The following is a 26,809-nucleotide window of genomic DNA, read 5'->3' as shown; positions in this document are numbered from 1 at the left end:
CGATACTACGCTCGAACTGGCTTCCGGAAAAGTATCGAAAAACCTAGCTCTTGGCCGTCAACACAGGAGAGCATCATGAAAAACCTCATCGCTTCGACCTTTCTCGCCATCGCCGGCATCGCAACGGCTGCCACCGCCGAGGCCGGCGAGATCTGGCGCGCCGGCGGCTTCGAGCAGCCGGAATCGGCGCTGGTCGATGCCGCCAACAAGCGCATCGTCGTCTCCAACATCGTCGGCAATCCGGGCGAAGCTGATGGCAACGGCTATTTGTCGCTGCTGTCGCTGGACGGCAAGGTCATCAGCCGCCATTGGGTGGACGGCATGGACGCGCCCAAGGGCATGGCGATTGCCGGCGGCAAGCTCTACGCCGCCGACATCACCAAGGTGCGCGTCGTCGACCTCGCCAGCGGCAAGCTGGTCTCTACCATCGATGTGCCCGGCGCCGTCTTCCTGAACGACATGACCGCCGATGCCTCGGGCAAGGTCTATTTTACGGATATGCTCGCCGACACGATCTACCGTATCGACGGCGACAAACCGGAGCTGTTCATCAAGGATGCGCTGCTCGCCTCGCCCAATGGCGTCTTCGCCGATGGCGACCGGCTGATCGTCGCGTCCTGGGGCAGGGGCATCAAGCCCGATTTCAGCACGGCGGCGCCGGGCGGCCTGCTGGCCGTCGACCTCGCCAGCAAGAAGGTGACGCCGCTGCCGGGCGCGCAAAACTTTGCCGACCTCGACGGCGTCATCGCCATCGGCGACACGATCTATGCCACCGCCTACATGACCGGCACGCTCTATCGCTACAAAGGGCGGCGGCGCGCCGGAAGCGATCGCCACTTTCAAGCCGGGCAGCGCCGATATCGGCACCGACGGCAACTCGACCATCTATGTTCCGCTGATGAACGAAGGCGCGGTCGCGGCGCTGAAGCTCGACTGAGGACGATTGCGGCGGGAACGAGGTCGATCGGGGCTGGACCGCCATATCGACGGGGCTGCCATCTGGTTCAGCCGCTCGCTCCGGGATATCCGGCAGCAACCGTCACATGGGCCAAGCCGTGAAGAGATCCAGCCTGACCGGCGCCGCCGTGTCGCCAATGATCCCGGTGCTCGTATGCGCACTGGCGATCTTCCTTTTGTCCGGGATGGACGCGGCGATGAAGTCCCTGGTCATCGCGGTCGGTGTGTACAACACCGTGCTGTGGCGCAGCCTGGTCTCGACCTTGATCGCGGGCGCCGCCTGGTCGGCGGGGCCGCGCTCGAAGCCGGCTCTTCCGGTGCTGGGGCTGCATGCGCTGCGCGCCGCGGTCGTCGGCATCGTCCTGGTTTCGTTCTTTTGGGGTCTCGCCAGATTGCCGCTCGCCGAGGCGATCGGGCTCAGCTTTGTCGCGCCCCTGTTTGCGCTTTTTCTCGCAGCCTTGTTGCTGGGCGAGAGAATCCGGCGCCAGGCGGTGTGGGCGTCGCTGGCCGGCATCGCCGGCGTCGCGATCATTCTGGCCGGCCAGTTCGGGCAGGCCGGCCACTCGCAGGATGCGCTCCTGGGCACGGCCGCGGTGCTCGTATCAACGGTGTTCTATGGCTACAATCTGATCCTCGCGCGGCGGCAGGCGCTGTTGGCCAAGCCGGTCGAGATCATGCTGTTCCAGAACCTCTGCATCGCGGTCATCCTTGGTCTCGCCGCGCCGTGGCTCGCCGTCGCGCTGCCGAGTGACCTGTGGCTTCACCTGGTCGGGGTGGCGATGCTGTCGCTTGCCGGCCAATTCCTGATGAGTTGGGCCTACGCCCGCGCCGAAGCGCAATATCTCATCCCGACGGAATACTCGGCCTTCATCTGGGCGATCGCGCTCGGCTGGTTCTTCTTCGGCGAGGAGGTGGCCTGGACCACGCTGACCGGGGCTTGCCTGATCGTCGCCGGCTGCCTGATCGCGGCGCGCGCCAACCCGAAACTTGCCGAGCCGATCGAAGCGGCAGTTTGACAGAACATGTCGCTCTACGCGGACTGCGATTGTGCTTTCAGCTGCGCCCGCGCGTCGCGAATCGAGGCGGCATAGGTGACCAGCGGCCGCTTGAGGCCCTGGTTGATCAGCATGCGCCGTGTCTGCGGCGCGGCGCCCGCGATGATGAAGCGCACGCCGGCGCGTCCGGCCTTGTGCGCGGCACCCCCGATGACGTTTGCCGCCGTCGAGTCGAGGAACGGCACCGCCGAGCAATCGAGGATGAAATTCTTGCGCTGGTCTGCGATTCGGTCGAGCACGGCGCCGACGGTCGAGGCGGCACCGAAGAAGAAGGCCCCGGAGATTCGATAGATGACGGTATCGGCGTCTGCCGCCTGGCTTGAATCATAAGTGGCGGCGCGATCGGCGACGTCCTCCGGCACCAGCGGCAGATCGGCCTCGACGGCGATGGACTTGGCCATGCGATCGATGAACAGGATCGACCCGAGCGCGAAGCCCGACGACGATGCCTTCCGTCAGATCGCGCAAGATGACGATCAGGAACGTCGCCATCAGCACCAGCGCGTCGCCACGCGAGGCTCTGAGGAGCGTGAGGAAAGCCCGTCGCGACTTCTTGTGCGGCTCAGCCTTGGGAGTTCTGCGGCGTGGCAGGCTTGAGACGCACGCCCCTGCCGCCGCGCTCGCTGGCCTGGTTCTCGCCGATCAGCTCCACCCCGGCCTCGTCGAGTGCCTGGATGACCTTCATCAGCGTATCGACCACGCCTCTGACGACACCTTCACTCGCTTCCATGCGTTGGATGGTCGGAAGCGAAACCCCGGCGCGCTCGGCGAGCGTTTTCTGGTCGATACCGGCCAACGCCCTCGCGGCGCGCATCTGCGCGGCAGTGATCATCGGCCAGAACCCCGTCTGAGTCTGCAGTATCAATGGATAATCCAAAGATCATGATGTTTCAAGCATCATTAACAAACAGTTGAAACATGAGTACTCATTCGCTGTCCGCCACCACTTTGCGCCGCTGCAGCAGGCGCGCTGCAAGCCAGCACAACATGGCCCAGGCAAAGCCGGCGCACCAGCCGGCAAGCACGTCGGACGGCCAATGCACGCCGAGATAGACGCGGCTGGTTCCGACCAGCACCGTGGTGAGCACGGCGAGGCCGAGCACGAAGATCTTCGTCCTGCGGTTCGGTAGGAAACGCGCGGCGAGCGAGCCCAGCGTGAGATAGGTCACCGCCGACAGCATCGCATGGCCGCTCGGAAAGGAGAGCGAGGTCTCGTTGACGAGATGCGAGACGAGATCGGGGCGGGGCCGGTCGACCTCGAACTTGAGCAGGCTGGACGCCGCCTGACCGCCCGCCACCGAAACGAACACGAACAGTGCGGTCGCCGGTCGGCGCATCAGCAGAAAATAGACGATCACCGCAGTCGTGATCAGCACCAGCACGCTGGTGCTGCCGAGCGCGGTGATATCGCGCACCGCGCCTTGCAGCCAAAGCGGACCGATCGGGCTGTCCGGCTGCCCGGCATGGCGGAAGGCGAGCAGGATTTCCGTGTCCAACGCATGCGGAGTCGTGGCGCGCGCCACGCCCATGAGTTCCACCAGGCCCCATAGCCCGCAGGCGATGGCCAGCCCGGCCGCAAGCACCGGGAATTCTATTCTGTTGAGCAGCGCCTTGGCGGTCGATTTCATGCCGGGCCTGCTCCAATTACAGCCGCTGCATATAGGGTCCGAGCGTGATCAGCGCGACGGCCGCGATCGCCAGCACGACGCCTGTCGCTTGGAAAGTGTTGAGGCGCTCTCCAAAGAAGACCAGCGCGACGACATTGACTGAGACCAGCTGGATCACTGCCGACAGGCTGAACGACACCGACATGCCGAATTCGCGGATCAGCCTGAGCATGATCAGATTGCCGGCGGAATAGAGCGCCAGCGTCAGCACGATCTTGCCGAGACTCGGCGCCAATCCCCATTGTTTGGCCGCCATCGCGGCCAGGAGGAAAATCACAGTCGAAACGCCAAGCTGCGCCAGTCCCCAGAGACTCACGTTCATCCCTCCCGAAGCGGCCTTCGCCGCGCCGCTCGCCGCTTTTGTTTCCGAAGCGCGCGAAGCCGTCAAGCTGATGGCGTCGGGCAAGCTACGCTGCGACGGGATCGAAGGCGGAATCTCGCAAGGCAAGCCCCGCAGCCATGGTTGGCGTCCTTGCGCCGAGCGCGCTCGGGAGCCTGCTCGCCGTGTGTTGTGGGCCTCGTGTGGCGCCAATGCGTGGGCGAACAGTCATCAGCCGGCAAATTGGCATTGCTCAATGGGGCTGATGTCACGAAAATGTGATCGGGCGCCTATAGGGATCGACCGGTTACACGTTCCAGCCACCTCAAGAGCCAGAGGACAGCCCATGACCCAACCTGAGATTCGCTTCCGTACCAGCCAGCTTGAGGAGAATGACGGCCCGCCCGTCAATCCTACCGACAACCGCACGATGGGCGAGATCATCGCCGCGCGCTTCTCGCGCCGCGACTTCCTCAGGGGTTCGCTGGCTGTCTCGGCCATCGCCGCCACCGTGAGCCCGCTGGCGCTCGTCGCGGCAGACGAGGCGCGCGCCGCCGAGGTCTCGGCCTTCAAATTCGACGAGCTCGAGGCCGGCATCGACGACAAGCACCACGTCGCGCCGGGCTACGATGCCGACGTGCTCTTGCGCTGGGGCGACCCGCTCTTTACCGATTCGCCGGAATTCGACCCGGCAAAACAAACGGCCGGAGCCCAGGCAAGACAGTTCGGCTACAACAACGACTATATCGGTTATATCCCGATCGAGGGCTCGGACGAGCATGGCCTGCTGGTCGTCAACCACGAATACACCAACCCGCATCTGATGTTCCCCGGCATCGTCAAGATCGTCGACAAGGACGGCAAGAAGGCCGCCGAGGTGGCGCCGCTCAGCAAGGAGCAGGTCGATGTCGAAATGGCGGCGCACGGCGGCAGCATCGTCGAGATCCGCAAGGAGGGCGGCAAATGGCAGGTGGTGCGTGACGGCAAGCTCAACCGCCGCATCATGTCCACCACCGAAATGGCGCTGTCCGGTCCGGTAGCCGGCCATGATCGCGTCAAGACCAATGCCGACCCGTCTGGCACCAAGGTCTTCGGCACCCTCAACAACTGTGCCGGCGGCGTCACGCCCTGGGGCACCTATGTGATGGCCGAGGAGAACATCCACGGCTATTTCTCGGGCGAGTTGCCGGAAGGCCACAAGGAGGCCGCCAACTACAAGCGCCTCGGCATTCCGGAGGGCGCCTATGAATGGGGCGCGCATTACGATCGCTTCAACCTCGCGAAGGAACCGAACGAGCCCAACCGCTTCGGCTGGGTCGTCGAGGTCGACGTCAACGACCCGAATTCGGTGCCGAGGAAGCGAACCGCCATGGGTCGCTTCAAGCATGAGGGCGCCGAATCGATCGTCACCAAGGATGGCCGCGTCGCCTTCTATCTCGGCGACGACGAACGCTTCGACTATGTCTACAAATTCGTCACCAAAGGTACGTTCAATCCGAACGACCGCGCCGCCAACATGAACCTGCTCGACGAGGGCACGCTGCATGTTGCCAAATTCGCCGAGGACGGCTCGGTCGAATGGATGCCGATCGTGTTCGGCGAAGGTCCGCTGACGGCGGAAAACGGTTTCGCCAGCCAGGCCGACGTTCTGATCGAGACGCGTCGCGCCGCCGACCTGCTCGGCGCCACCAAGATGGATCGGCCGGAAGACATTCAGCCCAATGCCGGCAACGGCAAGGTCTATGTCATGCTGACCAACAATTTTAAGCGCAAGGCCGACCAGGTCGACGCCGCCAATCCGCGCGCGGCGAACGCCTTCGGCCACATCATCGAGATCGTCGAGGACGGCGGCGACTTCGCCGCCACCAAGGGCAAGTGGGAAGTGCTGCTGAAGTGCGGCGATCCTTCGGTGGCCGATGTCGGCGCCACCTTCTCGACTGCCACCACCGCCAATGGCTGGTTCGGCATGCCGGACAATTGTGCCGTCGACTCGGCCGGCCGCCTGTGGGTCGCGACCGACGGCCAGGGCCCGAAGGCCACCGGCCGTACCGACGGCCTGTGGGCGGTCGACACCGAGGGCGCGGCGCGGGCGACCTCAAAGCTGTTCTTCCGCGTGCCGATCGGCGCCGAGATGTGCGGCCCGCTATTCGCGCCGGACGACCAGACCGCCTTCGTCGCCGTCCAGCATCCGGGCGATGGCGGCGAGGACTGGGAAGCTTTTGGCCGCCCCTCCTATTACGAGGATCCATCGACCCGGTGGCCGGACTTCAAGCCGGACATGCCGGTGCGTCCGGCGGTCGTTGCCATCACCAAGCAGGGCGGCGGCAAGATCGCGGTCTGATTGGCGACTCGCTTAAGCAGGGGAAGGGTTGCGGTGATCCGCGACCCTCCTCACCTTGCGATTACTCCACGCCTCGGACCACGGCCATGTTCAGGGTGGTTCTCAACCGGAAGCCGATAGCCTCGTAGAGGCCGATGGCCGGAGCATTGCTGTCATAGGCGTGCAGGTATGGAACCTCGCCCCGCGCCATGATCCGGTTCGCCACGAACAGCGACAGCAGCCTGGCAAGGCCGCCGCCGCGGAAATCCGGATGCGTGCACACGCCGCTGAGCTCGGAGTAGCCGGGCTGCTTCATGCGCTCGCCGGCCATCGCCGCGAGCCTGCCGTCGATCTTCACGCCCCAGAACTCGCCGAGGCTCAAGGCTTCGAGCGTGAACGGGCCGGGCTTGGTGAGCGATGCCAGAGCGAGCATCTCGGCCGCATCGTCCGGCGTCAGTCGCTGTACGCGCTCGTCGGAGACCGCCTCAAGCCGCTGCTCGGCAACCATCTGCACCAGGGACGCGGTCGAAACCGCGGCAAGTTCCGAAGGCAGAGCGATCGGGTCCGTCTGAACCAGGATGGCGCTTTCAAGCGGCGGGAGCAGCTTGCCCAGAGATTGCAGGCTTTCCGCATCGTCCGCGGCTGTGGCGGCGAAGGGAACGATCGAAGGCCGGTACCGCTTGGCGAGGGTATCGCCTTCCGCAAAGGCCTGGTGGCGCGTCGCCAACGCGCTCCAGATCGGACGGTCGAGAACATGTTTCATTGTGCGACGGCCTTGGGCGCGACTGCCTTGGCCTTGTCCGCCCGGCGGTCGAGCGGGGTCGCGGCCAATCGATCCTCGATGGCGGCGAGCTGGCCAAGCAGCGGCCCGGAGAGGTCCGCGCACAATTCCGCGACCGCGCCCTCGATGCGCGGCCAGACGTCGTGCTTCGCGGCATCGACCAGCCGCTGGCCGTCCGCGGAGAGGGAAACGATCCGGCGCCGCTGGTCGTCATCCGATTGTGCGACCTCGACCAGGCCGAGCTCGGTGAGCAGCGACACGGCCCGCGTCACGCCCGGCTGCGCGATGCCGAGCGACTGCGCCAGTTCGCCGACCGGCAGCGGCCCCAGCCTGTCGAGCGCGGCGAGCAGCGGATACTGACTCGACTGGATCCGCACATCCAGGCGATCGAGCACGCGCTGCGTGTCGGCCTGCAACTGCTCGCCAATGCGCTTCAGCCTGCTGCCGAGGCAGAGAAAGCCGAGGGACCTCAGAACATCTTCCATCGTCGAACTGCCGGAACGAAAAGGATAACATGATATATAACCTTGCATGGAAATTGGCAATATGGTTTCACGATGCAGCCGGAGCGCCGGCTTTGGCCGGTAGACATTCCCTCTTCATTCGCCGCCGATAGCATCCTATATGGCGCTGGCGCGACATGACCGATCCGTCGCGCCAAGGCGACTGATTCGAGGCCCGTGGGCTCCGGGTCTTTCTTCATCGGCATGCGGACGCTTGATGCCATCCCTGCGCATCCATATCGACAGGTTTCTTGACGGCGCGGCGCCCAAGGTGCCGCGGCGCGAGCTGACGCATCTCGAGCGCCTGGAGCTGGTGCGGCGCCATGGCGACTTCTCGCTCGCCTATTCCACCGCCGTGCAGCAGAAGCTGTCCTACTTCAGCGAAGGCGATGGCTACATCGCATTCGGCACCAAGATGAAGCACCATTTCGCGCTGGGCGATCCGGTCGTCGATCCGCCGGACCGGCCGGGCTACATCAAGCGCTTCGTCGAGGCCGCCGGCGGCCCCTGGTTCGTTCAGATAAGCGCCGCCACGGCAAAGGTGCTGGCCGGGTTCGGCTATCAGATCAATCGGCTGGGCGTCGACACAAGGCTGCAGCTGCCGGCGCATGATTTCTCCGGCAAGCGCAACGAGACCGTGCGCTATTCGGAGCGCTGGCTGGCGAAGAAGGGCTTCACCTTCGCCGAGGACAGGGCCAACATGCTGCTCGACGAGGTTTCCCGGCTGTCCGAGAATTGGCGCGGCGAGCGCATCGTCAAACGCTGGGAGATGGGCTTCCTCAACCGCCCTTTCGCCGACCATCTCGGCGCCGACATGCGCCGCTTCGTCCTTCACGGCCCGCAGGGTGAGCTCGTCGCCATCCTCGATTTCGATCCGCTGTTCAGCAATGGCGAGGTCATCGGCTATACCACCGCCTTCAAGCGCAAGCAGGTCGACGCCACGCCGCATGCCGAGATCGGCCTGACCAAATTCGCCGTCGATCGCTTTCGCGAGGAGGGCGTTTCGGTGGTCACGCTTGGCCTGTCGCCGCTGCTCGACGTCGAGCCGAGCGGCTTTGCCGAATCGAGCTTCTGGCGCAGCACCTTCCGGCGCGCCTACGAGTCGCCGTGGGTCAACCGCTCGCGCTTCAACCTGCAGGGCCAGGCCGCCTTCAAGCGCCGCTTCCACGGGCTGGAGGAGCCGACCTACATTGCCTTCCGCAAGGGAACGCTGATGGAGATGCTTGGACTGCTGCGGCTGATCAAGGCGATTTGAAGCAAGCCCTGTTCGTCAATTCCTCAGCCGATACCCGGTCCTGAAAATCCACGCCACGATTGCGATGCAGGCGGCCAGGAACACCAGCGTCATGCCGAGGCTGACGCCGACCGAGACGTCCGCTTTGCCGTAGAAACTCCAGCGGAACCCGCTGATCAGGTAGACGACCGGGTTGAACAGCGTGATCGTCTTCCAGATGCCGGGCAGCATATGGATCGAGTAGAAGCTGCCGCCAAGGAAGGTGAGCGGCGTGACGATCAGCAGCGGCACCAGCTGCAGCTGCTCGAAGGTCTTGGCCCAGATGCCGATGATGAAGCCGAACAGGCTGAAGGTCACCGCCGTCAGCACCAGGAAGGCGATCATCCAGAACGGGTGCTCGATCCTGAGCGGCACGAACAGCGCCGCGGTCGCCAAGATGATCAGCCCGAGCATGATCGATTTGGTCGCCGCGCCCCCGACATAGGCGATGATGATCTCGAGATAGGAGACCGGCGCCGACAAGAGCTCGTAGATCGAGCCGACGAATTTCGGGAAATAGATCGCGAACGACGCGTTCGAGATCGACTGCGTCAAAAGCGAAAGCATCATCAGCCCCGGCACGATAAAAGCGCCGTAGCTGATGCCGTCGATCTCGGTGATGCGCGAGCCGATCGCCGAGCCGAAGACGACGAAATAGAGCGATGTCGAGATCACCGGCGAGACAATGCTCTGCAGCACCGTGCGGAACGCACGCGCCATCTCCATCCGGTAGATCGCCCACACTGCACGAAGGTTCATGGCCGCGTGGCGGTTCATGGCTCTTGCCTCAGCAGATTGACGAAGATCTCTTCGAGCGTGCTGTTCTTGGTGTCGAGGTCGTGAAACTGAATGCCTGCGGCCTCGAGATCGCGGATCAGCGAGGCGACGCCCGGCCGGTCGCTCTGGCTGTCATAGGTGTAGGTGAGTTCGTTGCCGTCCGCCGACAGCTCCAGCGCATAGCGCGACAGGCCCTCGGGCAACGCGTCGAGCGGCGCGCGCAGCTCCAGCGTCATCTGCTTGCGGCCGAGCTTGCGCATCAACTCGGCCTTGCCTTCGACCAGGATGATCTCGCCGCGGTTGATGACGCCGACCCGGTCGGCCATCGCTTCGGCCTCCTCGATGTAATGCGTGGTCAGAATGATGGTGACGCCGTCCTCGCGCAGCCGCCTGACCATCGCCCACATGTCCTGGCGCAGCTCGACGTCGACGCCCGCCGTCGGCTCGTCGAGGAACAGCACGCGCGGTTCGTGCGACAGCGCCTTGGCAATCATCAGCCGGCGCTTCATGCCACCCGAAAGCGTGATGGCCTTGGCGTCCTTCTTGTCCCAAAGCGAGAGATCGCGCAGCACCTTCTCGACGAAAGCCTTGTCGGGCGCCTTGCCGAACAGGCCGCGGCTGTAGTTCACCGTCGCCCAGACCGTCTCGAAGGCGTCGATGGTGAGCTCCTGCGGCACCAGCCCGATCAGGCTGCGCGCCGCGCGGTAGTCCCTGCCGATGTCGTGACCGTCGACGGTGACGCTGCCCGACGAGCGGTTGACGATGCCGCAGACGATCGAGATCAGCGTCGTCTTGCCGGCGCCGTTCGGCCCGAGCAGGGCGAAGATCTCGCCGCGCTCGATGTCGAGGTTGATTTCCTTAAGCGCCTTGAAACCGGTGGCATAGGTTTTCGTGACGCCGGAGATGGAGATGATGGGTGACATGCTGAAATATGGCCGGCTGGAAAACGTGACCTGATATAGGTCGGATGTCGTTTTATGCAAATCGGCAATCGACCGCGCTCCTGACAGTTCTCGACAGTCGCCGCCGCTCGCGGCCTCCCACGGCGCCGGCAAGCTGTCACGCGATGCGTGTGTCCATAACCGCCCGGCGCTGCGACAACGCGCCTCGCGTGACGCCGCGCCGCTTTGACCGATGCGTTTTCGAAGCCTATCTTTCAAGCCTGAATTGCAGCCGGAGCCCAGCATGGACCCGCTCATCCTGTCGCGCATCCAGTTCGGCGCGAATATCTCGTTCCATATTCTGTTTCCGGCGATCACCATTGCACTTGGCTGGGTGCTTCTCTTCTTCAAGCTCCGCTACAACGCGACCGGCGACTCGGCCTGGATGCGCGCGTATTTCACCTGGGTGAAGGTGTTCGCGCTGTCCTTCGCCATGGGCGTGGTGTCGGGCGTCACCATGAGCTTCCAGTTCGGCACCAACTGGCCGGGCTATATGGAAACGGTCGGCAACATCGCCGGGCCGCTGCTTGCCTATGAGGTGCTGACCGCCTTCTTTCTCGAGGCGGCCTTCCTCGGCATCATGCTGTTCGGCTTCCGCCGCGTCTCCAACCGCATTCACACCCTGGCGACCGTGCTGGTGGCGGGCGGCACCACGGTTTCCGCCTTCTGGATCATCGCGCTGAACTCCTGGATGCAGACACCGGCCGGCTTCGAGATGATCGACGGCAAGGCGCATGCCCTCGACTGGTGGGCGGTCATCTTCAATCCGTCCATGCCCTACCGCCTGGTCCACATGCTGCTCGCCTCCGGGCTCACGGTCTCCTTCCTGATCGCCGGCTGCTCGGCGCTGCGCTACCTTTATGGCGACCGCTCGGAATCGATGTGGAAGGCGCTGCGCACCGGCGTCTTCGCCGCCGCCATCCTGATTCCCATCCAGATCTTTGCCGGCGACCAGCACGGCTTGAACACGCTCGAGCACCAGCCGCAGAAAATCGCCGCCATGGAAGCGAACTGGAACACCGGCGCCCACGTGCCGCTGGTGCTGTTCGCGCTGCCCGACGAGGCGGCCAAGGAAAACAGGTTTGAGCTCGCCATTCCCGACGGCGCCAGCCTGATCCTGCGCCACAGCACAAGCGGCGTCGTACCCGGCCTCAACGACTATCCGGGCAACCACCCGCCGGTCTTCCCGGTGTTCTGGGGTTTCCGCGTCATGGTCGGCACCGGCATCCTGATGCTCATCGTCTCCTGGTCGGCGGCCTTCTTCCTCAAGCGTCGCCGCAACCTGCCTAAGCCGCTGGCCCTGATCATGGTGCCGATGGCGCTCTCCGGCTGGCTGGCGACGCTGGCCGGCTGGTACACGACCGAGATCGGCCGCCAGCCCTGGCTGGTCACCGGGATATTGAAGACAGCCGATGCCGTCGGCCCGGTCGCCGGCAGCCATGTCGCGCTGACCCTGGCCGTCTATCTCATCCTCTATGTGCTGCTCTTGATCGCCTATCTCGGCGTGCTGGTGCATCTCGCGCTGAAGGCGGCCAAGGAAGGCGACACCTCGCCGTTGCCCGGCGTCATGAACGCCGCGATGTCGCAGCCGGCCGCCGGAGAGTGAACATGACGGAGCAAGACAAGCGGCGCGGTCGGTTCGATGCGGGGCTTTCTTCTGAGGTCGGCGCTGTCCCTCGCGTTGCGGCCGGCAGGGCGATGAGGGGCGGCGCCAACCTTCGCAATCGATCGGAAACGGTTGCTTCGAACAGTATCGCCGTCTGTCGGACCAATCTCGGTTGGAGGAAAGAAAGATGACCTTCGACTGGCCCACCGCGCTTCCGCTGATCTTCGCCGGCCTGATGGGCCTCGCCATCCTGATCTACGTCATTCTCGACGGTTTCGATCTCGGCATCGGCATCCTGTTCGCAGGCGCCGAAGATGCCGAGCAGGACACGATGATCGCCGCGATCGGCCCGTTCTGGGACGCCAACGAGACCTGGCTGGTGCTGGCGGTCGGGCTCTTGCTGGTCGCCTTCCCGATGGCGCACGGCACCATCCTCACCGCGCTCTATATCCCGGTGTTCCTGCTGCTGGTCGGCTTGATCCTGCGCGGCGTTGCCTTCGATTTCCGCGCCAAGGTGCCGGCCGGCAAGAAGCACCGCTGGAACCGCATCTTCTTTCTCGGCTCCACCATGGCCTCGCTGGCGCAGGGCTATATGCTCGGCGTCTATGTACTCGGCCTCGATGTCGGCATTGGCGGCATGGCCTTCGGCGCGCTGGTCGCGCTCTGCCTGTCGGCGGCCTACGCCGCCATGGGCTCGGCCTGGCTGATCTACAAGACCGAGGGCGACCTGCAAGGAAAGGCGGTGCGCTGGCTGCGCGTCACGCTGGTGCTGACGGCGCTCGGCATGGTCGCGGTCTCTTTGGCGACGCCCTTCGCCAGCCCGCGCATCTTCGACAGATGGTTCCTCTGGCCGGAGATCCTCTATCTGTCGCCGCTGCCGATCGTATCGGCGCTCTTGTTCCTGTGGCTGTGGCGGCAGACGTTTCATCTGCCCAAGCCCGACGACCGGCATGCGCTGCGGCCCTTCCTGACCCTGGCCGCCATCTTCGCGCTCGGCTTCGCCGGGCTTGCCTGGTCGTTCTATCCCTATGTCGTGCCCGACAAGCTGACGATCTGGCAGGCCGCCTCGGCGCCGGAGAGCCTGGCCTTCATCCTGGTCGGCACCGTCGTCGTGCTGCCCATCATCATTTTCTATTCGTTCTACGCCTATCGCGTGTTCGGCGGCAAGGCGACGGATCTGACCTACGATTGAGGAGAGGCGTTGGTGACGGCGTCTTTCTCCCCGTCACCATACGGGGAGAAATGCCCGGCAGGGCAATGAGGGGCAGCGCAAACCTGTCAAGCAGAGCGGCGGCCCGTTCCTGCAAATGCCGGCGCCGCCCCTCATCCGCCTGCCGGCACCTTCTCCCCGTATGGTGACGGGGAGAAGGCCTAAGATGGTCATCCTCAGCTTTTGCTACTTGCCAGCACCAGCACCGGCTTCTCGCTGTAGAGCGCGGGAAACAGCGCTTTCAAATTCTCGATCTTCGGCAGGTCGTTGTAGACGATATAGGGGTAGGTCGGGTTCAGCGTCAGGAAATCCTGATGGTAATCCTCGGCCGGATAGAAGGCCTTGCCCGTCTCAAGCGTCGTCACGATCGGCTTCGAAAACACCTTGGCCTTGTCGAGCTGGGCGATGTAGCTCTCGGCGATCTTCTTCTGCTCGTCGTTCTCGGCGAAGATCGTCGAGCGGTACTGCGTGCCCTGGTCCGGCCCCTGGTAGTTGAGCTGCGTCGGGTTGTGCGCGACCGAGAAATAGACCTGCAGCAATTGGCCATAGGTGACCTTCGACGGATCGTAGGTGATCTCGACCGATTCCGCGTGTCCGGTGCGGCCGGTGCCGACGACCTCGTAGACGGCGTGCTCGGCGCTGCCGCCGGCGTAGCCGGAGACGGCCTTGCTGACGCCCTTGACGTGCTGGAACACGCCCTGCACGCCCCAGAAGCAGCCGCCGGCGAAGATGGCTTTCTCCGTGCCGCTGGCGGCCTTTTCATCCATGGCCGGCGGCGGGATCACCACCGCGTCCTCGGCCGAACGCGCCGGCGTCTGCCAGAAGGCGGCCGCGGCCGCTGTCAGCACCAGCGCTGCAAGCGGGGCCAGCGAGCGTCGCGCCGCCTTTTTGTCGATGCCGTTCATGTCGGATCTCCTTGTTCGTTGTTCCACTATATACGAAGCAAGCCGCCGCTGGTTTCTCACTTTGCCGTGCGGCGGCTTATGGCCGATGGCGATTGTTGCCAAGAGACCGGGCCGCTGACTTATTGCGCCGGCGCCATCGCGTCGGCAGGCTTCATCGCATCCGCGGGCTTCATGGCATCCGTGGCGGGTTTCATCGCCTGGGTCGCCATCGCATCGGGCTTCATTTTATCCGCGGGCTTCATCGCGCCGGTCGGCATCATAGCATCGGTCGCCGGCTTCATCCTTTCCGTCGCCATCGCATTGGCTGGCTTCATCGCGTCGGTCGTGTCGTCGGCACGGGCGCCGGCAACGAACGCGGCAGCGGCAAGCGCGAAAGCCAGCGTCGGCAGCGTGAGGAATCTGGTCATGCTAGTTCTCCTTGGGTTTGGCGCGCAGATGCGGGCCTTTGGTTAAGCGTTGCCGCTCTGATGCGGCCCGCGCGAAAAGAAAAATCAGTTTGCCGCGGCGGCCAGGATCGGCCCGCCGTCCGGCGTCTGCACCAGCACTGCCGTGCTCAAGCCCCCGGGTGCCGTAGGCAGCGGCAGCGTCGTCGCCTCGCCGTTCCAGCGGCCGAGCCTCTGCAGCGAATGCACGACATTGGCATGCGGCAGCGTGCGTCCGGTGTTCTCGCCGCGCGCCACCGGCACCTCGACGACGCCGCGTGCGTAGCGCACCAGCCAGACATCGGCCGCGCCACCGGGCGCCGTGCCGGCGCCGATGCTCACCTTGCCGTCGCCGAGCGAGAGCGCCGGACCCTTGGCGTGCGGGGTTGTCGAGATCAGCCGCTCGATCTCGCCGGGCGCCGCACCGACGGCGTCGGCGCTGCCGTTCACCACCACCTGCGGCGTGAACGGCCCGTCATGGCCGAGCGGCGGCTCGTAGGCGACCTGGCGCTGGGTGAATTCCTGCCGGCCGAAAATGTCCTTCCAGCCGAGATAGTCCCAGTAGGTGACGTTGAAGGACAGCGCCAGCACGCCCGGACGGTCCTTGACCTTGATCAGATTGGCATTGGCCGGCGGGCAGGACGAGCAGCCCTGGCTGGTGAACAGCTCGACCACGGTAAGCGGCTCAGCGGAAGCGGCATCGAGCGTGGCGGCAAGCGCAGCAAATGCCGCGCCGGCAAGCAGGCCGATCCTTGTCTTCAATCCGGTCATGGAAGCAGTCTCCGTAGCGGGGCAATGCTCCCATTTCGCCGCCGCGGAGGACTTCGTTACAGCTTCACCGGTTTGTGATTGAGAGGCGCCTTCCCCTTCTCCCCTTGTGGGAGAAGGCGGATCGGCGCGCAGCGCCGAGACGGATGAGGGGCGCTCCAGCGGAGTGAGACGCTCGCGAGCGCGTATGCTAGATTCTTGTCTAGACTTAAGGCGCCACCAACCTGGAGCACCCCTCATCCGTCGCCTTCGGCGACACCTTCTCCCACAAGGGGAGAAGGGGAGGGCGCTACTGCGTCAGCACCGTCTCGGACGGCCGCTGGTTGAAGGCGCATTTGCCGGTCACATTGTAGAAGAAATCGGCATTGGAAACCGGCGCCGGCACAGGGTTGCCGCCGTCTTCCCAGGCCTGGTAACCGGTCTGGCCGCAGGGCACCGAGGTGAAGATGTCGACCTTCTGGCCGGTCGCGACCTCGGGCATATCGGTGGCGCTGGTGCCGATATAGAGCCGGTTCGAGGTGTTGGGATCGTTCGACTTCAGCACCTTCGGGTTGCCCGAGGGAACGTCCATTTGCAGATAGAGCTGGTCCATCTGGCTGACATCGATCACCGCGCCGGCGCCATTGGCCGGATAGAAGGTATCGGCGCAGGTCGTGACGTACTTGTTGCTGCCGCTGGTCTGGGTGATCGCCCCGCTCGGCAGATTGTTGAAATTGTCGACCGTCGAGGTCGTGCAGACCTGTTTCTGCACCACGGTCGTCGTCGACCCGTTGATGGTGCTCACCGTGGTTGTGCCGTAGCCCTTCGGGTCGCCATAGCCGTTGTAGTTATAGCTGATCGTCATCAGCGGCTTGGCCTTGGTCTGGCCGAACTGGGTGCCGTAGAGGGTCATCGTCTTGTTCCAGTAGCCCGACACCTTCGTCACCTTGAAGGTGGACTGCACCAGCGCCGGCGCCTTGCGCACCGAGGAGCCGACGCCGACATCGACCGAATTGATCCTCGCGATCTGCATGAAACTGGTCGGCATCGGATAGGCCGCCGTGGCGCTGAACGTCGCCGTGCCGTCGGCGGCGACGTTGACGGCGGTGAGCGTCGCGTCGCCCAGCCCGCTATTGGCGACATAGGCTTGCTGCAGCGCCGTCTGGCGGTCGGCCTTCGAGGTGGTGGTCGGCAGCGTGGTGATCGACAGGATCGCGGCGTCAAGCGCCTGCTGCATGTTGCTCCTGGTCGTCACCGCCGAGGTGTAGTCGACGGAAAAGCCGACCGCGAGCAGCAGCGGGATCGCCAACAGCGCCATCATCGGCAGCATCGAGCCGCCTTGCGATCGAACGAAATCTCTTGCCGACGAGAACATGCCCCAACCCCATACACACCGGCAATGCAACCTGCCTGCCACCGGAGGTGGAGATTTGCCCAAAATGAGTGCATGAAAGTTTAAGTGGATTTGAATTTTTGCGCGGAGGCGCCCTAACCTTCAAACGCTTGCGCTGCCCCTCACCTGCCTGCCGGCATCCTCTCCCCGTATGGTAACGGGGAGAGGGGCGCCCCCATCGACGATTTCGCCAATTTGGAACGCTGCAAGAAAGGTACCGAGGCGGCGGCCAGTCCCTTCTCCCCGTCACTTACGGGGAGAAGTGCCCGGCAGGGCGATGAGGGGCAGCGCCGGCCTCCGATCATTGGCCGTGTTCAGACATTGGCGAGCGTGTTTGCCTGCTCTGCTCCGATCTCCCCGGGCCCACCGCTTGCCCCTTAAACCCGCCCCTGCTAAAGCGCGCCGCATGACGACGCCCCTCGACCACATCCGCAATTTCTCCATCGTCGCCCATATCGACCATGGCAAATCCACGCTTGCCGACCGGCTGATCCAGCTCACCGGCGCGCTGGAAGAGCGCGACATGAAGGAGCAGGTGCTGGACTCCATGGACATCGAGCGCGAGCGCGGCATCACCATCAAGGCCCAGACCGTTCGGCTCAACTACCGCGCCAAGAACGGCGAAGATTATGTGTTGAACCTCATCGACACGCCCGGCCATGTCGACTTCGCCTATGAAGTTTCGCGCTCTTTGGCCGCCTGCGAGGGCTCGCTGCTGGTGGTGGACGCCAGCCAAGGCGTCGAGGCGCAGACGCTCGCCAATGTCTACCAGGCGATCGACAACAACCACGAGATCGTCGTGGTGCTGAACAAGGTCGACCTGCCGGCGGCCGAGCCCGAGCGCATCCGCGAGCAGGTCGAGGAGGTGATCGGCCTCGACGCCTCCAACGCGGTGCTGATCTCGGCCAAGACCGGCCTTGGCGTGCCGGACGTGCTGGAGGCGATCGTCCACCAGCTGCCGCCGCCGCGCGAGGGCGACATTTCGGCACCCCTGAAAGCCATGCTGGTCGACAGCTGGTACGACGCCTATCTCGGCGTCATCGTGCTGGTCCGCGTCATCGACGGCGTGATGAAGAAGGGCCAGACCATCCGCATGATGGGCACGGGCGCAAAATATCTCGTCGAGCGCACCGGCGTCTTCAAGCCGGCCCGCGTCAATGTCGACGAACTCGGCCCCGGCGAGTTCGGCTTCTTCACCGGCTCGATCAAGGAAGTGGCCGACACCCGCGTCGGCGACACCATCACCGAGGACCGCCGCCCGACGCAAAAGGCCCTGCCCGGCTTCAAGCCGGCGCAGCCGGTGGTGTTCTGCGGCCTGTTCCCGGTCGACGCCGCCGATTTCGAGGACCTGCGCGCCGCCGTCGGCAAGCTGCGCCTCAACGACGCCTCCTTCTCCTACGAAATGGAGACGTCGGCCGCGCTCGGCTTCGGCTTCCGCTGCGGCTTCCTCGGGCTGTTGCATCTGGAGATCATCCAGGAGCGGCTGGAGCGCGAGTTCAACCTCGACCTCATCGCCACCGCGCCCAGCGTCGTCTACCGCATGAACCTCATCGACGGCACGGTGAAGGAGCTGCACAACCCGGCCGACATGCCCGACGTGGTCAAGATCGCCTCGATCGAGGAGCCGTGGATCCGCGCCACCATCCTCACCCCTGACGACTATCTCGGCGGCATCCTCAAGCTTTGTCAGGACAGGCGCGGCATCCAGGCCGATCTCTCCTATGTCGGCAAGCGCGCCATGCTGACTTACGATTTGCCGCTCAATGAGGTGGTGTTCGACTTCTACGACCGGCTGAAGTCGATCTCCAAGGGCTACGCCTCCTTCGACTATCACCTGACCAACTATCGCGAGGGCGACCTGGTGAAGATGTCGATCCTGGTCAATGACGAGCCGGTCGACGCTTTGTCCATGCTGGTGCACCGGTCGGCGGCGGAAAAGCGCGGCCGCGCCATGTGCGAGAAGCTGAAGGAACTGATCCCGCAGCACCTGTTCAAGATCCCGATCCAGGCCGCCATCGGCGGCCGCATCATCGCCCGCGAGACCGTCTCGGCGCTCAGGAAGGACGTCACCGCCAAATGCTACGGCGGCGACGTGACCCGCAAGCGCAAGCTGCTCGACAAGCAGAAAGAGGGCAAGAAGCGGATGAGGCAGTTCGGCAAGGTAGATATTCCGCAGGAAGCATTTATCCAGGCCTTGAAGATGGGGGATTGAGAAGCCGGTTGGCGCGCAGCGCGCCAAGCCATCGATCCAGTGAATCGATGGCAGGCTTCGAAAGCGGGGGAGCTGCCGGCAGGCGGGTCCCCGCCAGCGTGGCGCTGAAGTTGCGCGGTGGAGATTAGCGCTGGCGACTAAGAGTTCTTGGTGTCCCGACCGTCCGGTTCTTTTGCCACGCCCTTGAACGGTCCTTCCGAGGACTTGCGCTCCATGAAATGTCCAGTTCGCTCGTGCTGAAGATGGGGGCTTGAAAATACTGTCCCGCGCAGCTTGATCTCGCGATATTCGTAGATAGGCTGCGGCCTTCGCGAGACGTACGGTTGGCGGTCTTTATGAAGAAGTTTTTCTACGCGGCCATTGACAACATCTACAAGCATGGCGACACCGACATATTTCCGTTTCCGATTGAGAACAGAATAATAAGTGACAAGAGAGATGAGGTCGTTGACCTACTACTGAAAAGGCACTCTGAGTTCGATAAATCGTTTGTGCAGGAGCCACCAGATGACATCCGTTCGCTCGTGGCCGTACATCATTCCGGGTTCAGATGGGCGTCGCAACTAGACCCGCTGTGGAACGCCTTTCTCCTTGGGAACGTGCTCTCAATTGCTGAGGCCATAGAGGCCGCCAGACTTGGACATGAGCGGATCTTTTCCTACCGATTGAACAAGAATAGCTACCTTTCCGGAGACCTATTTCGCCGTGACATCTCCTGGAAGGACTTCATTAGTAAGTCCATCGCCGAATGTGACAATAACGGCTATGTGGTCACATGCGATATAGCGGACTGTTATTCCAGAATAAGCCATCACAAGCTTGACAATGCGCTTCGCATGCTTGGCGCGCAGCCGGGTGTTCGAAAAATAATCCTTGAGTATATGAAGCACCTTACGGGGACGAGGTCGGCGGGCCTTCCAATCGGCGGTCCGGCTGCTCGAATTCTTGCAGAGCTAGCTCTTGCAAATTCCGACCAATATTTATTCAGCTCTGGCGTCAACTTCCTCCGCTACGCGGATGACTACCATGTCTTTTGCAGTAGCAAAAAGGAAGCCCACGAGATCATTGTCAAGATATACAAAGCAGGGGTTATCGCTCCAGAAATCGAAGACGCGGATACTAACGGCATCCGAATTCAAGCATGTTTTATCACAGATACGAGGGGGCGATGACAGGGAAACCCGCTCGCCGATACAGCGTCTCATGTCCCTTACGCTAAGGTTCGATCCGTACGCCGCCAACGCGGCGGAGCAGTATGACGAACTCAAAGGTGAGCTCGAAGAGATAGATGTGGTAGCGCTCTTAAATGAGCAACTGTCGCAAACTCGAGTGCATATTCCGACCACGCGAAAAATTGTCGAGGCGTTGAAGCTAGTCGGCACCAATGCAAAGTATGGGGCGGTGCTGTCAATGCTAGATAATATGGATGCTCTTTATCCCATCGCACCAACGGTATTCCAAACGGCATATCAGGTTTTCGAGGATCTTGGGGAAAAAGAAAAGGAAGGAATTTCCAGCAGGATAATAGAGCTATACGACAGTGGCCATGAGGTAATGGCGCTAGACATGCATGTCGCATATGCCAACCGTATTATTGGTAGGTATAGCTCTATATCAAATAGAAATTACCTTCATCGATGCTTTGAGAAGGAGGTATCAGAATTGATAAGGCGGGACATAATCCTGATTTTCTCAAATTGGGGAAATTTCTCATGGCTGTCCATGTTCAAGGCAAATTTCGGCGCAGTGTCAGGCTGGCAACGAAGAGCCCTTATCCTGGCGTCGTACTCGATGGTTGACGAGGGGTCGCACTGGCGCGACCATACCAAAAGTAGGTTTGACACCTTTGAAATGATTGTTCGAGATTGGAGATCAGAGAAGCCAAACGTGCCGCTGGCGATATGATAAGCGAAAGGCTATTTGCATCACAGTTCTCGGGCTTCTGGCGGAGTGCACTTCCGAACCTGGAAGCTGTTACGCGATCGGCGAATCTGGCCTACGACCGGGTAAGTGGGCTGACTCGCCCTACGACCAGTCCTTCGCGGCGGGACTTAATCAGTGAAGCCGGCTATTTTCTTTTCTTTGAGTCCGTTCGCCATCCGACCGAACCGGCAGAGGTCTTGCGATCGAGAGCAGTGGCAAGCGCACTTGAGTTTCTCAATGCCAATATCCTGGAGTTTAAGACAGAAAGGGACGAGTTAAGCGCACCTGAAGCTGACGAAGTCGATAGATTGGCTCGGTGGCTTCGCCATTATTTTGGTGGACGGGGTGTTTCGTTGGAGCGGGTGAGTGTGCCATCTTACAGGGGACACGGCATTATTCAAAGCTGTAAGGGTGATTTTGAATGTTCTGACACTCTGGTGGAGATGAAATACGTTGACAGGCAATTTCGTAGCCACGATTTGCGACAAGTGATTGTCTATTCAGCTTTGCGTTACTATGAAGGTAAGCAGAATTACAAAACCATTACGATAGTGAATCCGTTACTTGGCATCGAGTTTACTACGAACATCGACGAACTAATCTATAGCGCATCAGGCTCGGATGTTCCGGAGTTTTTCCAGAAACTTTCTTATACAATTTCCAACGGAGAGGTATCCCACTGATGTCATGACGAGAGGCGGCTGCCATCGTCATGACAAGAAGGCCGTCACTCTTGCTCACGGTGGTGCGTGGAGCAGCCAGTTGGGTACATCCCTGGCTCTAATATTAGCTTCCAGAAATCCTTTATCTTGGCGTATCCTCTCCCCGGCGTGGGAGACATCGCATGCGCTCCACCTTGGACACCATCGCCGCGATCGGCCTCGCCGTCGGCGGCGCGCTGGGCTTGGCGGGCACCTTCGTTGCCAGCGACGCGCTGCGCGAGACGCTGTGGACCATCGATGGCGTGGGGGTCGTCGTCGCGGCGGCGCTGCTCACCATGAAATACCAGCGGCTCGCCAATGATCTCGTCGCGGCCGGCTTCCTCACCTACCTCGCCGGCGAAAGCCTGCTTCTGGCCGGCAATGCGGCGGGCCTTGAGGCGAGCGTGCCTTCCTATGTCGGCGGCATTTGCCTCTGGGCGGCGGGGCTGGTCATGGTCAGCGCGCCAAAAACCTTCGCGCTGTGGATGCGGCTCACCGCTTTCGTCGCGGCCGTGCTCTTCGTCGTCTCGGCGGCGATGATCCTGTGGGGCGCGCCGCTTTTGCCCACATCGGCGCCTTTGCCCGCCGCCGGCTATCCGTTCCTGGTCCTCACCTTCATCGGGTGGATCTGGACGCTGCTGAAACCGGAACGGTGAGCGGCCGAAAAATGGCCGCGCCGCTTGAAATCCGCAACAGCGCCTCCGGCAAGATCCTGCCGGCGGTGGGACCGTTCCTGATCGGCGGTATCTTTGGCTTCGGGGCGCTGCAGGGCGTCGCCTCGGGGACCTCCGGCGGCCATGTGCTGTGGATCGCGCTGCTCGGCGTCGCCTTCCTGGCGCTCGGCGTCTTCATTTCGCGCGGCGCCTTCGACAATTCGGTCAAGGTCACCCTCGATCAGCGCGGCTTCCGCGATGCTCGCGCCGGCGATGTGCTGGTGCCGTGGCAGAAGGTGAAGAGCGTGCGCCTCGCCTCCGGCGGCAAGGGTGCGGCGATGCTCAATTTCGAGCTCACCGAGGAGCCGCCCGACGCGATCAAATACGCCGCCGCCAATGCCTTCGGCCTGATGCCCTTCGGCAAGACCACCGTGCACATGGAGATCTCCTCGCTCGACATCCACGACCAGGACTTGATCGAGGCGGTGAAGACATTCGCGCCGCACGTGGTGGTGAGGCGCTGATCTCCCCCCTCGAGGGGGAGATGTCGTCTAAGGCGACAGAGGGGGTCGCCGCGCGTGGAGCGCCGACGTCGTGCGGCACGAGATGAGGTCGGCGTTCTACGCGCAAGGACCCCCTCTGACCGCTTCGCGGCCATCTCCCCCTGGAGGGGGGAGATTACCGGTGCTTCCCGTGCTCTACTCCCATCGGGGACCTCGCCATGATTCGCGCTCTGCTTGCCGCTCTTCTCCTCACCGCGCCGGCCTTCGCCGCCGACATGTCGGTCTTTGTCCGCAACCAGCGCTCCGACGGCGTCGCGCTGGAGCTGTTCAGCCGCGACAGCGAAAAGGTCTGGCCGGGCGGCGACAAGGTTTTCCTCATCCGCCCGCAGGCGCGAAAATCCGTGCCGATCTCCTGCGAGCCCGGCGAGCACATCTGCTGGGGCGCCTGGGTGGTCGGCAACGATTCCGTCACCGCCGGCGTCGGCCCCGACAACGACCAGCCGTGCGACACCTGCTGCTTCATCTGCACTGACCACTCGACGGAGACGGTGGATCTGGCGGAGTAGGGCACCTCCCTTCTCCCCTTGTGGGAGAAGGTGGCTCGGCGCGCAGCGCCGAGACGGATGAGGGGTGTTGGACGGAGTGCGATGTTGGAGAATTGGACGAAATGAGGCCTAGTCTTCCGCCATGCCGCATCAGCCTGTAGCTCCAACCAAACGGGATTTCGCTCGTCGGATGCGGCGCGAGTCGACAGAAGCGGAGGGTCGTCTGTGGCAGGAGTTGCGCGGCCGCCGTCTCGACAAGATCAAGTTCCGCCGGCAGGTGCCAGTGGGTAGATTCGTCGCCGACTTCGTTTGCGCCGAGGCTCGGCTTATCATCGAAATCGATGGCAGTCAGCATGCGGACTCGCCCCACGACCAGGAGCGCGACGCCGAATTGAAGGCGAAGGGATTTCGCGTGTTGAGGTTCTGGAATGACGACGTTCTGAAGGACCTCGATGCTGTCTGCGATACCATCATTGCCTATGTGCGGGACGAAGATCTGCAGCCTTGGCGATGATGCCGATGGGCGTATTTGCCAAGCTGGAGCACCCCTCATCCGTCTCGGCGCTGCGCGCCGATCCACCTTCTCCCACAGGGGGAGAAGGGAGCTTGCCCCTCCCTTGGCCCATCGCTCCCGCCTTTATCCGCCGGCCCGTATCGGCTAAGGGGCAGGCACCAAACCTCTTGCCCGGACTTGCCACCGCCAAATGACCGCCAAGCCAAAACCGCTCTTCCTCGGCATCGACACCGGCGGCACCTATACCGATGCCGTGCTGTGGTCGGAGGAGGGCGGGCCCCTGGACAACCCGAGCAAGGGCAAGGTGCTGGCCAAGGCCAAGGCGCTGACCACGCGCCACGACCTCGCCGTCGGCATTTCCGGCGCGGTCGACGCGGTGCTGGAAAAATCCGCCACCGACCCGGCCGCGATCAAGCTGGTGTCGATGTCGACCACGCTTGCCACCAACGCGCTGGTCGAGGGCCAGGGCGGGCGCGTGGCGCTGGTGATGATCGGCTTTGCCGAGGCCGACCTTGCCCGCGACGGGCTGAAGACGGCTCTCGGCAGCGATCCGGTGGTGTTCTGCCCCGGCGGCCACGACGTGCACGGCAATGCCGCCAAGCTCGATCTTTCCGGCCTCGAGGCGGCGTTGCCGGAGCTTGGGGGTTCGGTGTCGGGCTTCGCCGTCTGCGCCTATTTCGCCACCCGCAATCCGGCGCATGAGCTCGCCGCGCGCGACCTGATCCGCGAAAAAACCGGCCTGCCGGTCACCGCCAGCCACGAGCTTTCGGCCAAGCTCGGCGGCCCGCGCCGCGCGCTCACCACGCTGCTCAACGCCCGGCTGATCTCGATGATCGACCGGCTGGTCGCGGCGACCGAAGGCTTTCTTGGCCGTCGCGGCATCGCCGCACCTTTAATGGTGGTGCGCGGCGACGGCGCGCTGGTGTCGGCGGCCTTCGCCCGCCAGCGGCCGATCGAGACCATCCTCTCCGGCCCGGCCGCCAGCCTGGTCGGCGCCCGCCACATGACCGGGCTGGACGACGCCATGGTCTCCGACATCGGCGGCACCACCACCGACGTTGCGGTGCTCGATAGCGGCCGGCCGCGGCTCGATCCGGAAGGCGCCACCGTCGGCGGCTTCCGCACCATGGTCGAAGCCGTCGCCATGCGCACCTTCGGCCTCGGCGGCGACTCCGAAGTGGCGCTGGAGGACGGCGCGCTCGACCCCAAGATCCTGCTCGGGCCGCGCCGCCTGGTGCCGCTGGCGCTGGCCGGCCTGGCGCATGGCGAGGCGGTCACCGCCGAGCTGGAGCGGCAGCTGCGCGCGCCGAATCCCGGCCGCATGGATGGGCGCTTTGCCGTGCGCACCGGCGTGCCGGATCGCCTCGCCGCCGGCCTCACCGCGCCGGAAGCGAAACTCTACGAGGCGATCGGCGCCACCCCGCTGGCGCTCGACCGGCTGCTCAGCTCCAACGCCCAGAACGCCACGCTGAACCGGCTGGTGGCGCGCGGCCTGGTGCACATTTGCGGCTTCACGCCGTCCGACGCCGCCCATGTGCTCGGCAAGCAGTCGAACTGGGATCCCGCCGCCGCGCGTCTCGGCGCCGAGCTGTTTTCCCGCCGCCGCGACGGCCGCGGCCAGGCGATCGCCGCGACGCCGGAAGCGCTCGCCCAGCGCGTGCTCGTCACGCTGACGCGCTGGTCGGCCGAATACATCCTCGAAACCGCCTTCGCCGAGGACGGGCTGGACGGCGCCGCCACCGTCGCGCACGCGCTGGTGCAGCGCGCCGTCGATGCGCATCCCGGCATCGCCCGCTTCAGCGTCGCGCTCGACCGGCCGGTGATCGGCCTCGGCGCCTCGGCGCCGCTGCATTACGCCGGCCTGCCGCCGCTGATCGGCAATGGCTGCATCGTGCCGGAGGACACCGACGTCGCCAACGCGCTCGGCGCCGTCGTCGGCCAGGTGCGGGTCTCGGCCGAAGCCCGCGTCAGCCAGCCCAGGGAAGGGCTTTTCCGGCTCGCCTCGGGGCAGACGGTGCGCGACTTCACCGAGGAGGAGAAGGCGATCGCCGCGGCGGAAGCCGACGTGCGGGCGATCGTTGCCGAACGCGCGAAAAATGCCGGCACCGACAGCGCCGAAATCGACGTTTCCACCGAATTCAAGGTCTCGACGGTCGAGAACCAGCGCATGTTCATCGAGGCGCATGTGGTGGCGGTGGCCTCAGGGCGCCCAAGGATTGCGGTGTGAGCGCGCCTTCCCCCTTCTCCCCTTGTGGGAGAAGGTGTCGCCGGAGGCGACGGATGAGGGGTGCTCCAGGGAACACCAGCGCCGCATTCCGCTGGAACACCCCTCATCCGTCTCGGCGCTTGCGCGCCGATCCACCTTCTCCCACAAGGGGAGAAGGGAAACCGCGCCGCACCTTCACCCTAAGCCGAATTGACCCCCGCCCCCCAACATGCCAAAGGCCCGGCAAAGCCTGATGTCTGGAGACGTGCTGATGACCGACCGCATCGAGATCGCCGGGTTGCAGATTGCCCGGGAGCTCCATGACTTCGTCGCCGAGGAGGCAGCAGTCGGCACCGGCATCGATCCGGAAAAGTTCTGGGAAGGCTTTTCCGCCATCGTCCACGACCTCGCGCCGAAGAACCGCGCGCTGCTCGCCAAGCGCGACGCCATGCAGGAGAAGCTGGACGACTGGTACCGCGCCAACGGCGCGCCGGTCGACATGGAGGTGTACAGAACTTTCCTCGAGGAGATCGGCTATCTGGTGCCGGAAGGCTCGGCCTTCAGCGTCTCGACCGAAAATGTCGATCCGGAGATCGCGGTCGTCGCCGGGCCGCAGCTGGTCGTGCCGGTGATGAACGCGCGCTATGCGCTCAATGCCGCCAATGCGCGCTGGGGC

26 protein-coding genes and 2 pseudogenes are annotated in these 26,809 nt (G+C 63.7%); 16 read left to right on the top strand and 12 right to left on the bottom strand.

Annotation, left to right across the window (positions count from 1 at the left end; genetic code table 11):
- Positions 1–75: 75 nt before the first annotated feature.
- Both P9230_RS23785 and P9230_RS23780 read left to right on the top strand, forming a co-directional pair.
- Positions 76–1,059 carry an ATP/GTP-binding protein gene (locus tag P9230_RS23785; RefSeq protein ID WP_278120896.1) on the top strand — a complete coding sequence of 328 codons (984 nt, stop codon included), beginning with the start codon at positions 76–78 and terminating at the stop codon, positions 1,057–1,059.
- On the top strand, positions 1,044–1,973 hold the full coding sequence (locus P9230_RS23780) for a DMT family transporter (RefSeq protein WP_127213834.1): 930 nt from the start codon (positions 1,044–1,046) through the stop codon (positions 1,971–1,973). Before P9230_RS23785 ends, P9230_RS23780 begins: the two co-directional genes overlap by 16 nt.
- A 14-nt stretch (positions 1,974–1,987) precedes the next feature.
- On the opposite strand, the pseudogene P9230_RS23775 reads toward P9230_RS23780, so the two are convergent.
- The 4 genes and pseudogenes from P9230_RS23775 to P9230_RS23760 all read right to left on the bottom strand — a co-directional run.
- Positions 1,988–2,558: pseudogene (locus P9230_RS23775) on the bottom strand (STAS domain-containing protein); the annotation flags it as partial.
- A gap of 16 nt (positions 2,559–2,574) precedes the next feature.
- Entirely contained in the window at positions 2,575–2,844 is a 270-nt protein-coding gene (locus tag P9230_RS23770; RefSeq protein WP_067003144.1) for a helix-turn-helix transcriptional regulator, read from the bottom strand.
- 94 nt (positions 2,845–2,938) lie between these two features.
- Positions 2,939–3,640 carry a phosphatase PAP2 family protein gene (locus tag P9230_RS23765; RefSeq protein ID WP_067323413.1) on the bottom strand — a complete coding sequence of 234 codons (702 nt, stop codon included), beginning with the start codon at positions 3,638–3,640 and terminating at the stop codon, positions 2,939–2,941.
- 16 nt (positions 3,641–3,656) lie between these two features.
- Positions 3,657–3,995 carry a hypothetical protein gene (locus P9230_RS23760; protein ID WP_067003308.1) on the bottom strand — a complete coding sequence of 113 codons (339 nt, stop codon included), beginning with the start codon at positions 3,993–3,995 and terminating at the stop codon, positions 3,657–3,659.
- 349 nt (positions 3,996–4,344) lie between these two features.
- On the opposite strand from P9230_RS23760, the gene P9230_RS23755 reads away from it, so the two are divergent.
- Positions 4,345–6,339, top strand: a complete 1,995-nt coding sequence (locus P9230_RS23755; protein WP_095825064.1) for a PhoX family phosphatase — start codon at positions 4,345–4,347, stop codon at positions 6,337–6,339.
- Positions 6,340–6,400: 61 nt separating this feature from the next.
- Here P9230_RS23755 and P9230_RS23750 read toward each other — a convergent pair whose 3' ends face one another.
- Both P9230_RS23750 and P9230_RS23745 read right to left on the bottom strand, forming a co-directional pair.
- The gene (locus tag P9230_RS23750) at positions 6,401–7,081 is read right to left on the bottom strand and encodes a GNAT family N-acetyltransferase (RefSeq protein ID WP_095825063.1); all 681 of its coding nucleotides are present in this window, start codon (positions 7,079–7,081) and stop codon (positions 6,401–6,403) included.
- Positions 7,078–7,584: a MarR family transcriptional regulator gene (locus P9230_RS23745; protein ID WP_095825062.1), complete on the bottom strand. Its 507-nt coding sequence runs from the start codon at positions 7,582–7,584 to the stop codon at positions 7,078–7,080. Before P9230_RS23745 ends, P9230_RS23750 begins: the two co-directional genes overlap by 4 nt.
- 235 nt (positions 7,585–7,819) lie before the next feature.
- On the opposite strand from P9230_RS23745, the gene P9230_RS23740 reads away from it, so the two are divergent.
- On the top strand, positions 7,820–8,857 hold the full coding sequence (locus P9230_RS23740) for a phosphatidylglycerol lysyltransferase domain-containing protein (protein WP_095825061.1): 1,038 nt from the start codon (positions 7,820–7,822) through the stop codon (positions 8,855–8,857).
- A gap of 15 nt (positions 8,858–8,872) precedes the next feature.
- On the opposite strand, the gene P9230_RS23735 is transcribed toward P9230_RS23740, so the two are convergent.
- Complete coding sequence (locus P9230_RS23735) at positions 8,873–9,634, bottom strand: ABC transporter permease (protein WP_067003307.1); 762 nt, start codon at positions 9,632–9,634, stop codon at positions 8,873–8,875.
- A 14-nt stretch (positions 9,635–9,648) separates the two neighbouring features.
- The gene (locus tag P9230_RS23730) at positions 9,649–10,575 is read right to left on the bottom strand and encodes an ABC transporter ATP-binding protein (RefSeq protein ID WP_127240348.1); all 927 of its coding nucleotides are present in this window, start codon (positions 10,573–10,575) and stop codon (positions 9,649–9,651) included.
- A gap of 262 nt (positions 10,576–10,837) precedes the next feature.
- Between P9230_RS23730 and P9230_RS23725 the strand changes: the two genes are divergently transcribed.
- Both P9230_RS23725 and P9230_RS23720 read left to right on the top strand, forming a co-directional pair.
- A complete protein-coding gene (locus P9230_RS23725) occupies positions 10,838–12,199 on the top strand; it encodes a cytochrome ubiquinol oxidase subunit I (RefSeq protein WP_067323393.1) in 1,362 nt (453 codons plus the stop codon).
- A 187-nt stretch (positions 12,200–12,386) separates the two neighbouring features.
- Positions 12,387–13,391: a cytochrome d ubiquinol oxidase subunit II gene (locus P9230_RS23720; RefSeq protein ID WP_067323390.1), complete on the top strand. Its 1,005-nt coding sequence runs from the start codon at positions 12,387–12,389 to the stop codon at positions 13,389–13,391.
- 194 nt (positions 13,392–13,585) lie between these two features.
- On the opposite strand, the gene msrA is transcribed toward P9230_RS23720, so the two are convergent.
- The 4 genes from msrA to P9230_RS23700 form a co-directional block, all read right to left on the bottom strand.
- Positions 13,586–14,314 carry a peptide-methionine (S)-S-oxide reductase MsrA gene (gene msrA, locus P9230_RS23715; RefSeq protein ID WP_278120895.1) on the bottom strand — a complete coding sequence of 243 codons (729 nt, stop codon included), beginning with the start codon at positions 14,312–14,314 and terminating at the stop codon, positions 13,586–13,588.
- Between the two features lie 119 nt (positions 14,315–14,433).
- Positions 14,434–14,721, bottom strand: coding sequence for a hypothetical protein (locus tag P9230_RS23710; RefSeq protein WP_278052087.1), 288 nt, complete (start codon positions 14,719–14,721; stop codon positions 14,434–14,436).
- An 84-nt stretch (positions 14,722–14,805) separates the two neighbouring features.
- Positions 14,806–15,507 (bottom strand): DUF1223 domain-containing protein, encoded by a 702-nt coding sequence (locus tag P9230_RS23705; RefSeq protein WP_128294532.1) that lies wholly within the window; start codon positions 15,505–15,507, stop codon positions 14,806–14,808.
- A gap of 286 nt (positions 15,508–15,793) precedes the next feature.
- Positions 15,794–16,858 carry a pilus assembly protein TadG-related protein gene (locus tag P9230_RS23700; RefSeq protein WP_278120894.1) on the bottom strand — a complete coding sequence of 355 codons (1,065 nt, stop codon included), beginning with the start codon at positions 16,856–16,858 and terminating at the stop codon, positions 15,794–15,796.
- A gap of 424 nt (positions 16,859–17,282) precedes the next feature.
- Here P9230_RS23700 and lepA point away from each other — a divergent pair, with 424 nt between their 5' ends.
- The 10 genes and pseudogenes from lepA to P9230_RS23650 all read left to right on the top strand — a co-directional run.
- The gene (gene lepA / locus P9230_RS23695; RefSeq protein WP_127213843.1) at positions 17,283–19,088 is read left to right on the top strand and encodes a translation elongation factor 4; all 1,806 of its coding nucleotides are present in this window, start codon (positions 17,283–17,285) and stop codon (positions 19,086–19,088) included.
- Positions 19,089–19,423: 335 nt separating this feature from the next.
- Positions 19,424–20,260, top strand: a complete 837-nt coding sequence (locus P9230_RS23690) for an RNA-directed DNA polymerase (protein ID WP_278120893.1) — start codon at positions 19,424–19,426, stop codon at positions 20,258–20,260.
- A 31-nt stretch (positions 20,261–20,291) separates the two neighbouring features.
- Positions 20,292–20,993 carry a hypothetical protein gene (locus P9230_RS23685; RefSeq protein WP_278120892.1) on the top strand — a complete coding sequence of 234 codons (702 nt, stop codon included), beginning with the start codon at positions 20,292–20,294 and terminating at the stop codon, positions 20,991–20,993.
- Entirely contained in the window at positions 20,954–21,694 is a 741-nt protein-coding gene (locus tag P9230_RS23680; RefSeq protein WP_278120891.1) for a hypothetical protein, read from the top strand. Before P9230_RS23685 ends, P9230_RS23680 begins: the two co-directional genes overlap by 40 nt.
- A gap of 161 nt (positions 21,695–21,855) precedes the next feature.
- Complete coding sequence (locus tag P9230_RS23675; protein WP_278120890.1) at positions 21,856–22,368, top strand: hypothetical protein; 513 nt, start codon at positions 21,856–21,858, stop codon at positions 22,366–22,368.
- An 11-nt stretch (positions 22,369–22,379) separates the two neighbouring features.
- Complete coding sequence (locus P9230_RS23670; protein WP_127240368.1) at positions 22,380–22,889, top strand: hypothetical protein; 510 nt, start codon at positions 22,380–22,382, stop codon at positions 22,887–22,889.
- 197 nt (positions 22,890–23,086) lie between these two features.
- On the top strand, positions 23,087–23,434 hold the full coding sequence (locus P9230_RS23665) for a hypothetical protein (protein ID WP_095782067.1): 348 nt from the start codon (positions 23,087–23,089) through the stop codon (positions 23,432–23,434).
- Positions 23,435–23,555: 121 nt separating this feature from the next.
- Positions 23,556–23,927 (top strand): DUF559 domain-containing protein, encoded by a 372-nt coding sequence (locus P9230_RS23660; RefSeq protein WP_127247448.1) that lies wholly within the window; start codon positions 23,556–23,558, stop codon positions 23,925–23,927.
- Positions 23,928–24,117: 190 nt separating this feature from the next.
- Positions 24,118–26,154: a hydantoinase/oxoprolinase family protein gene (locus tag P9230_RS23655; protein WP_278120889.1), complete on the top strand. Its 2,037-nt coding sequence runs from the start codon at positions 24,118–24,120 to the stop codon at positions 26,152–26,154.
- Positions 26,155–26,404: 250 nt separating this feature from the next.
- Positions 26,405–26,809: pseudogene (locus tag P9230_RS23650) on the top strand (malate synthase G); the annotation flags it as partial.

It is taken from the genome of Mesorhizobium sp. WSM4887, from assembly GCF_029625865.1.
GTDB lineage: Bacteria > Pseudomonadota > Alphaproteobacteria > Rhizobiales > Rhizobiaceae > Mesorhizobium.
The sequence above is the reverse complement of the archived record's forward strand: the minus strand, read 5'-3'. Positions and strand labels throughout refer to the sequence as shown.

What these genes read in the sequence shown, in the direction of transcription:
- P9230_RS23785 (WP_278120896.1), top strand. Translation starts at nt 76, where the DNA reads ATGAAAAACCTCATCGCTTCGACCTTTCTCGCCATCGCCGGCATCGCA.
- P9230_RS23780 (WP_127213834.1), top strand. Translation starts at nt 1,044, where the DNA reads ATGGGCCAAGCCGTGAAGAGATCCAGCCTGACCGGCGCCGCCGTGTCG.
- P9230_RS23770 (WP_067003144.1), bottom strand. Translation starts at nt 2,844, where the DNA reads ATGATCACTGCCGCGCAGATGCGCGCCGCGAGGGCGTTGGCCGGTATC.
- P9230_RS23765 (WP_067323413.1), bottom strand. Translation starts at nt 3,640, where the DNA reads ATGAAATCGACCGCCAAGGCGCTGCTCAACAGAATAGAATTCCCGGTG.
- P9230_RS23755 (WP_095825064.1), top strand. Translation starts at nt 4,345, where the DNA reads ATGACCCAACCTGAGATTCGCTTCCGTACCAGCCAGCTTGAGGAGAAT.
- P9230_RS23750 (WP_095825063.1), bottom strand. Translation starts at nt 7,081, where the DNA reads ATGAAACATGTTCTCGACCGTCCGATCTGGAGCGCGTTGGCGACGCGC.
- P9230_RS23745 (WP_095825062.1), bottom strand. Translation starts at nt 7,584, where the DNA reads ATGGAAGATGTTCTGAGGTCCCTCGGCTTTCTCTGCCTCGGCAGCAGG.
- P9230_RS23740 (WP_095825061.1), top strand. Translation starts at nt 7,820, where the DNA reads ATGCCATCCCTGCGCATCCATATCGACAGGTTTCTTGACGGCGCGGCG.
- P9230_RS23735 (WP_067003307.1), bottom strand. Translation starts at nt 9,634, where the DNA reads ATGAACCTTCGTGCAGTGTGGGCGATCTACCGGATGGAGATGGCGCGT.
- P9230_RS23730 (WP_127240348.1), bottom strand. Translation starts at nt 10,575, where the DNA reads ATGTCACCCATCATCTCCATCTCCGGCGTCACGAAAACCTATGCCACC.
- P9230_RS23725 (WP_067323393.1), top strand. Translation starts at nt 10,838, where the DNA reads ATGGACCCGCTCATCCTGTCGCGCATCCAGTTCGGCGCGAATATCTCG.
- P9230_RS23720 (WP_067323390.1), top strand. Translation starts at nt 12,387, where the DNA reads ATGACCTTCGACTGGCCCACCGCGCTTCCGCTGATCTTCGCCGGCCTG.
- msrA (WP_278120895.1), bottom strand. Translation starts at nt 14,314, where the DNA reads ATGAACGGCATCGACAAAAAGGCGGCGCGACGCTCGCTGGCCCCGCTT.
- P9230_RS23710 (WP_278052087.1), bottom strand. Translation starts at nt 14,721, where the DNA reads ATGACCAGATTCCTCACGCTGCCGACGCTGGCTTTCGCGCTTGCCGCT.
- P9230_RS23705 (WP_128294532.1), bottom strand. Translation starts at nt 15,507, where the DNA reads ATGACCGGATTGAAGACAAGGATCGGCCTGCTTGCCGGCGCGGCATTT.
- P9230_RS23700 (WP_278120894.1), bottom strand. Translation starts at nt 16,858, where the DNA reads ATGTTCTCGTCGGCAAGAGATTTCGTTCGATCGCAAGGCGGCTCGATG.
- lepA (WP_127213843.1), top strand. Translation starts at nt 17,283, where the DNA reads ATGACGACGCCCCTCGACCACATCCGCAATTTCTCCATCGTCGCCCAT.
- P9230_RS23690 (WP_278120893.1), top strand. Translation starts at nt 19,424, where the DNA reads ATGAAGAAGTTTTTCTACGCGGCCATTGACAACATCTACAAGCATGGC.
- P9230_RS23685 (WP_278120892.1), top strand. Translation starts at nt 20,292, where the DNA reads ATGTCCCTTACGCTAAGGTTCGATCCGTACGCCGCCAACGCGGCGGAG.
- P9230_RS23675 (WP_278120890.1), top strand. Translation starts at nt 21,856, where the DNA reads ATGCGCTCCACCTTGGACACCATCGCCGCGATCGGCCTCGCCGTCGGC.
- P9230_RS23670 (WP_127240368.1), top strand. Translation starts at nt 22,380, where the DNA reads ATGGCCGCGCCGCTTGAAATCCGCAACAGCGCCTCCGGCAAGATCCTG.
- P9230_RS23665 (WP_095782067.1), top strand. Translation starts at nt 23,087, where the DNA reads ATGATTCGCGCTCTGCTTGCCGCTCTTCTCCTCACCGCGCCGGCCTTC.
- P9230_RS23660 (WP_127247448.1), top strand. Translation starts at nt 23,556, where the DNA reads ATGCCGCATCAGCCTGTAGCTCCAACCAAACGGGATTTCGCTCGTCGG.
- P9230_RS23655 (WP_278120889.1), top strand. Translation starts at nt 24,118, where the DNA reads ATGACCGCCAAGCCAAAACCGCTCTTCCTCGGCATCGACACCGGCGGC.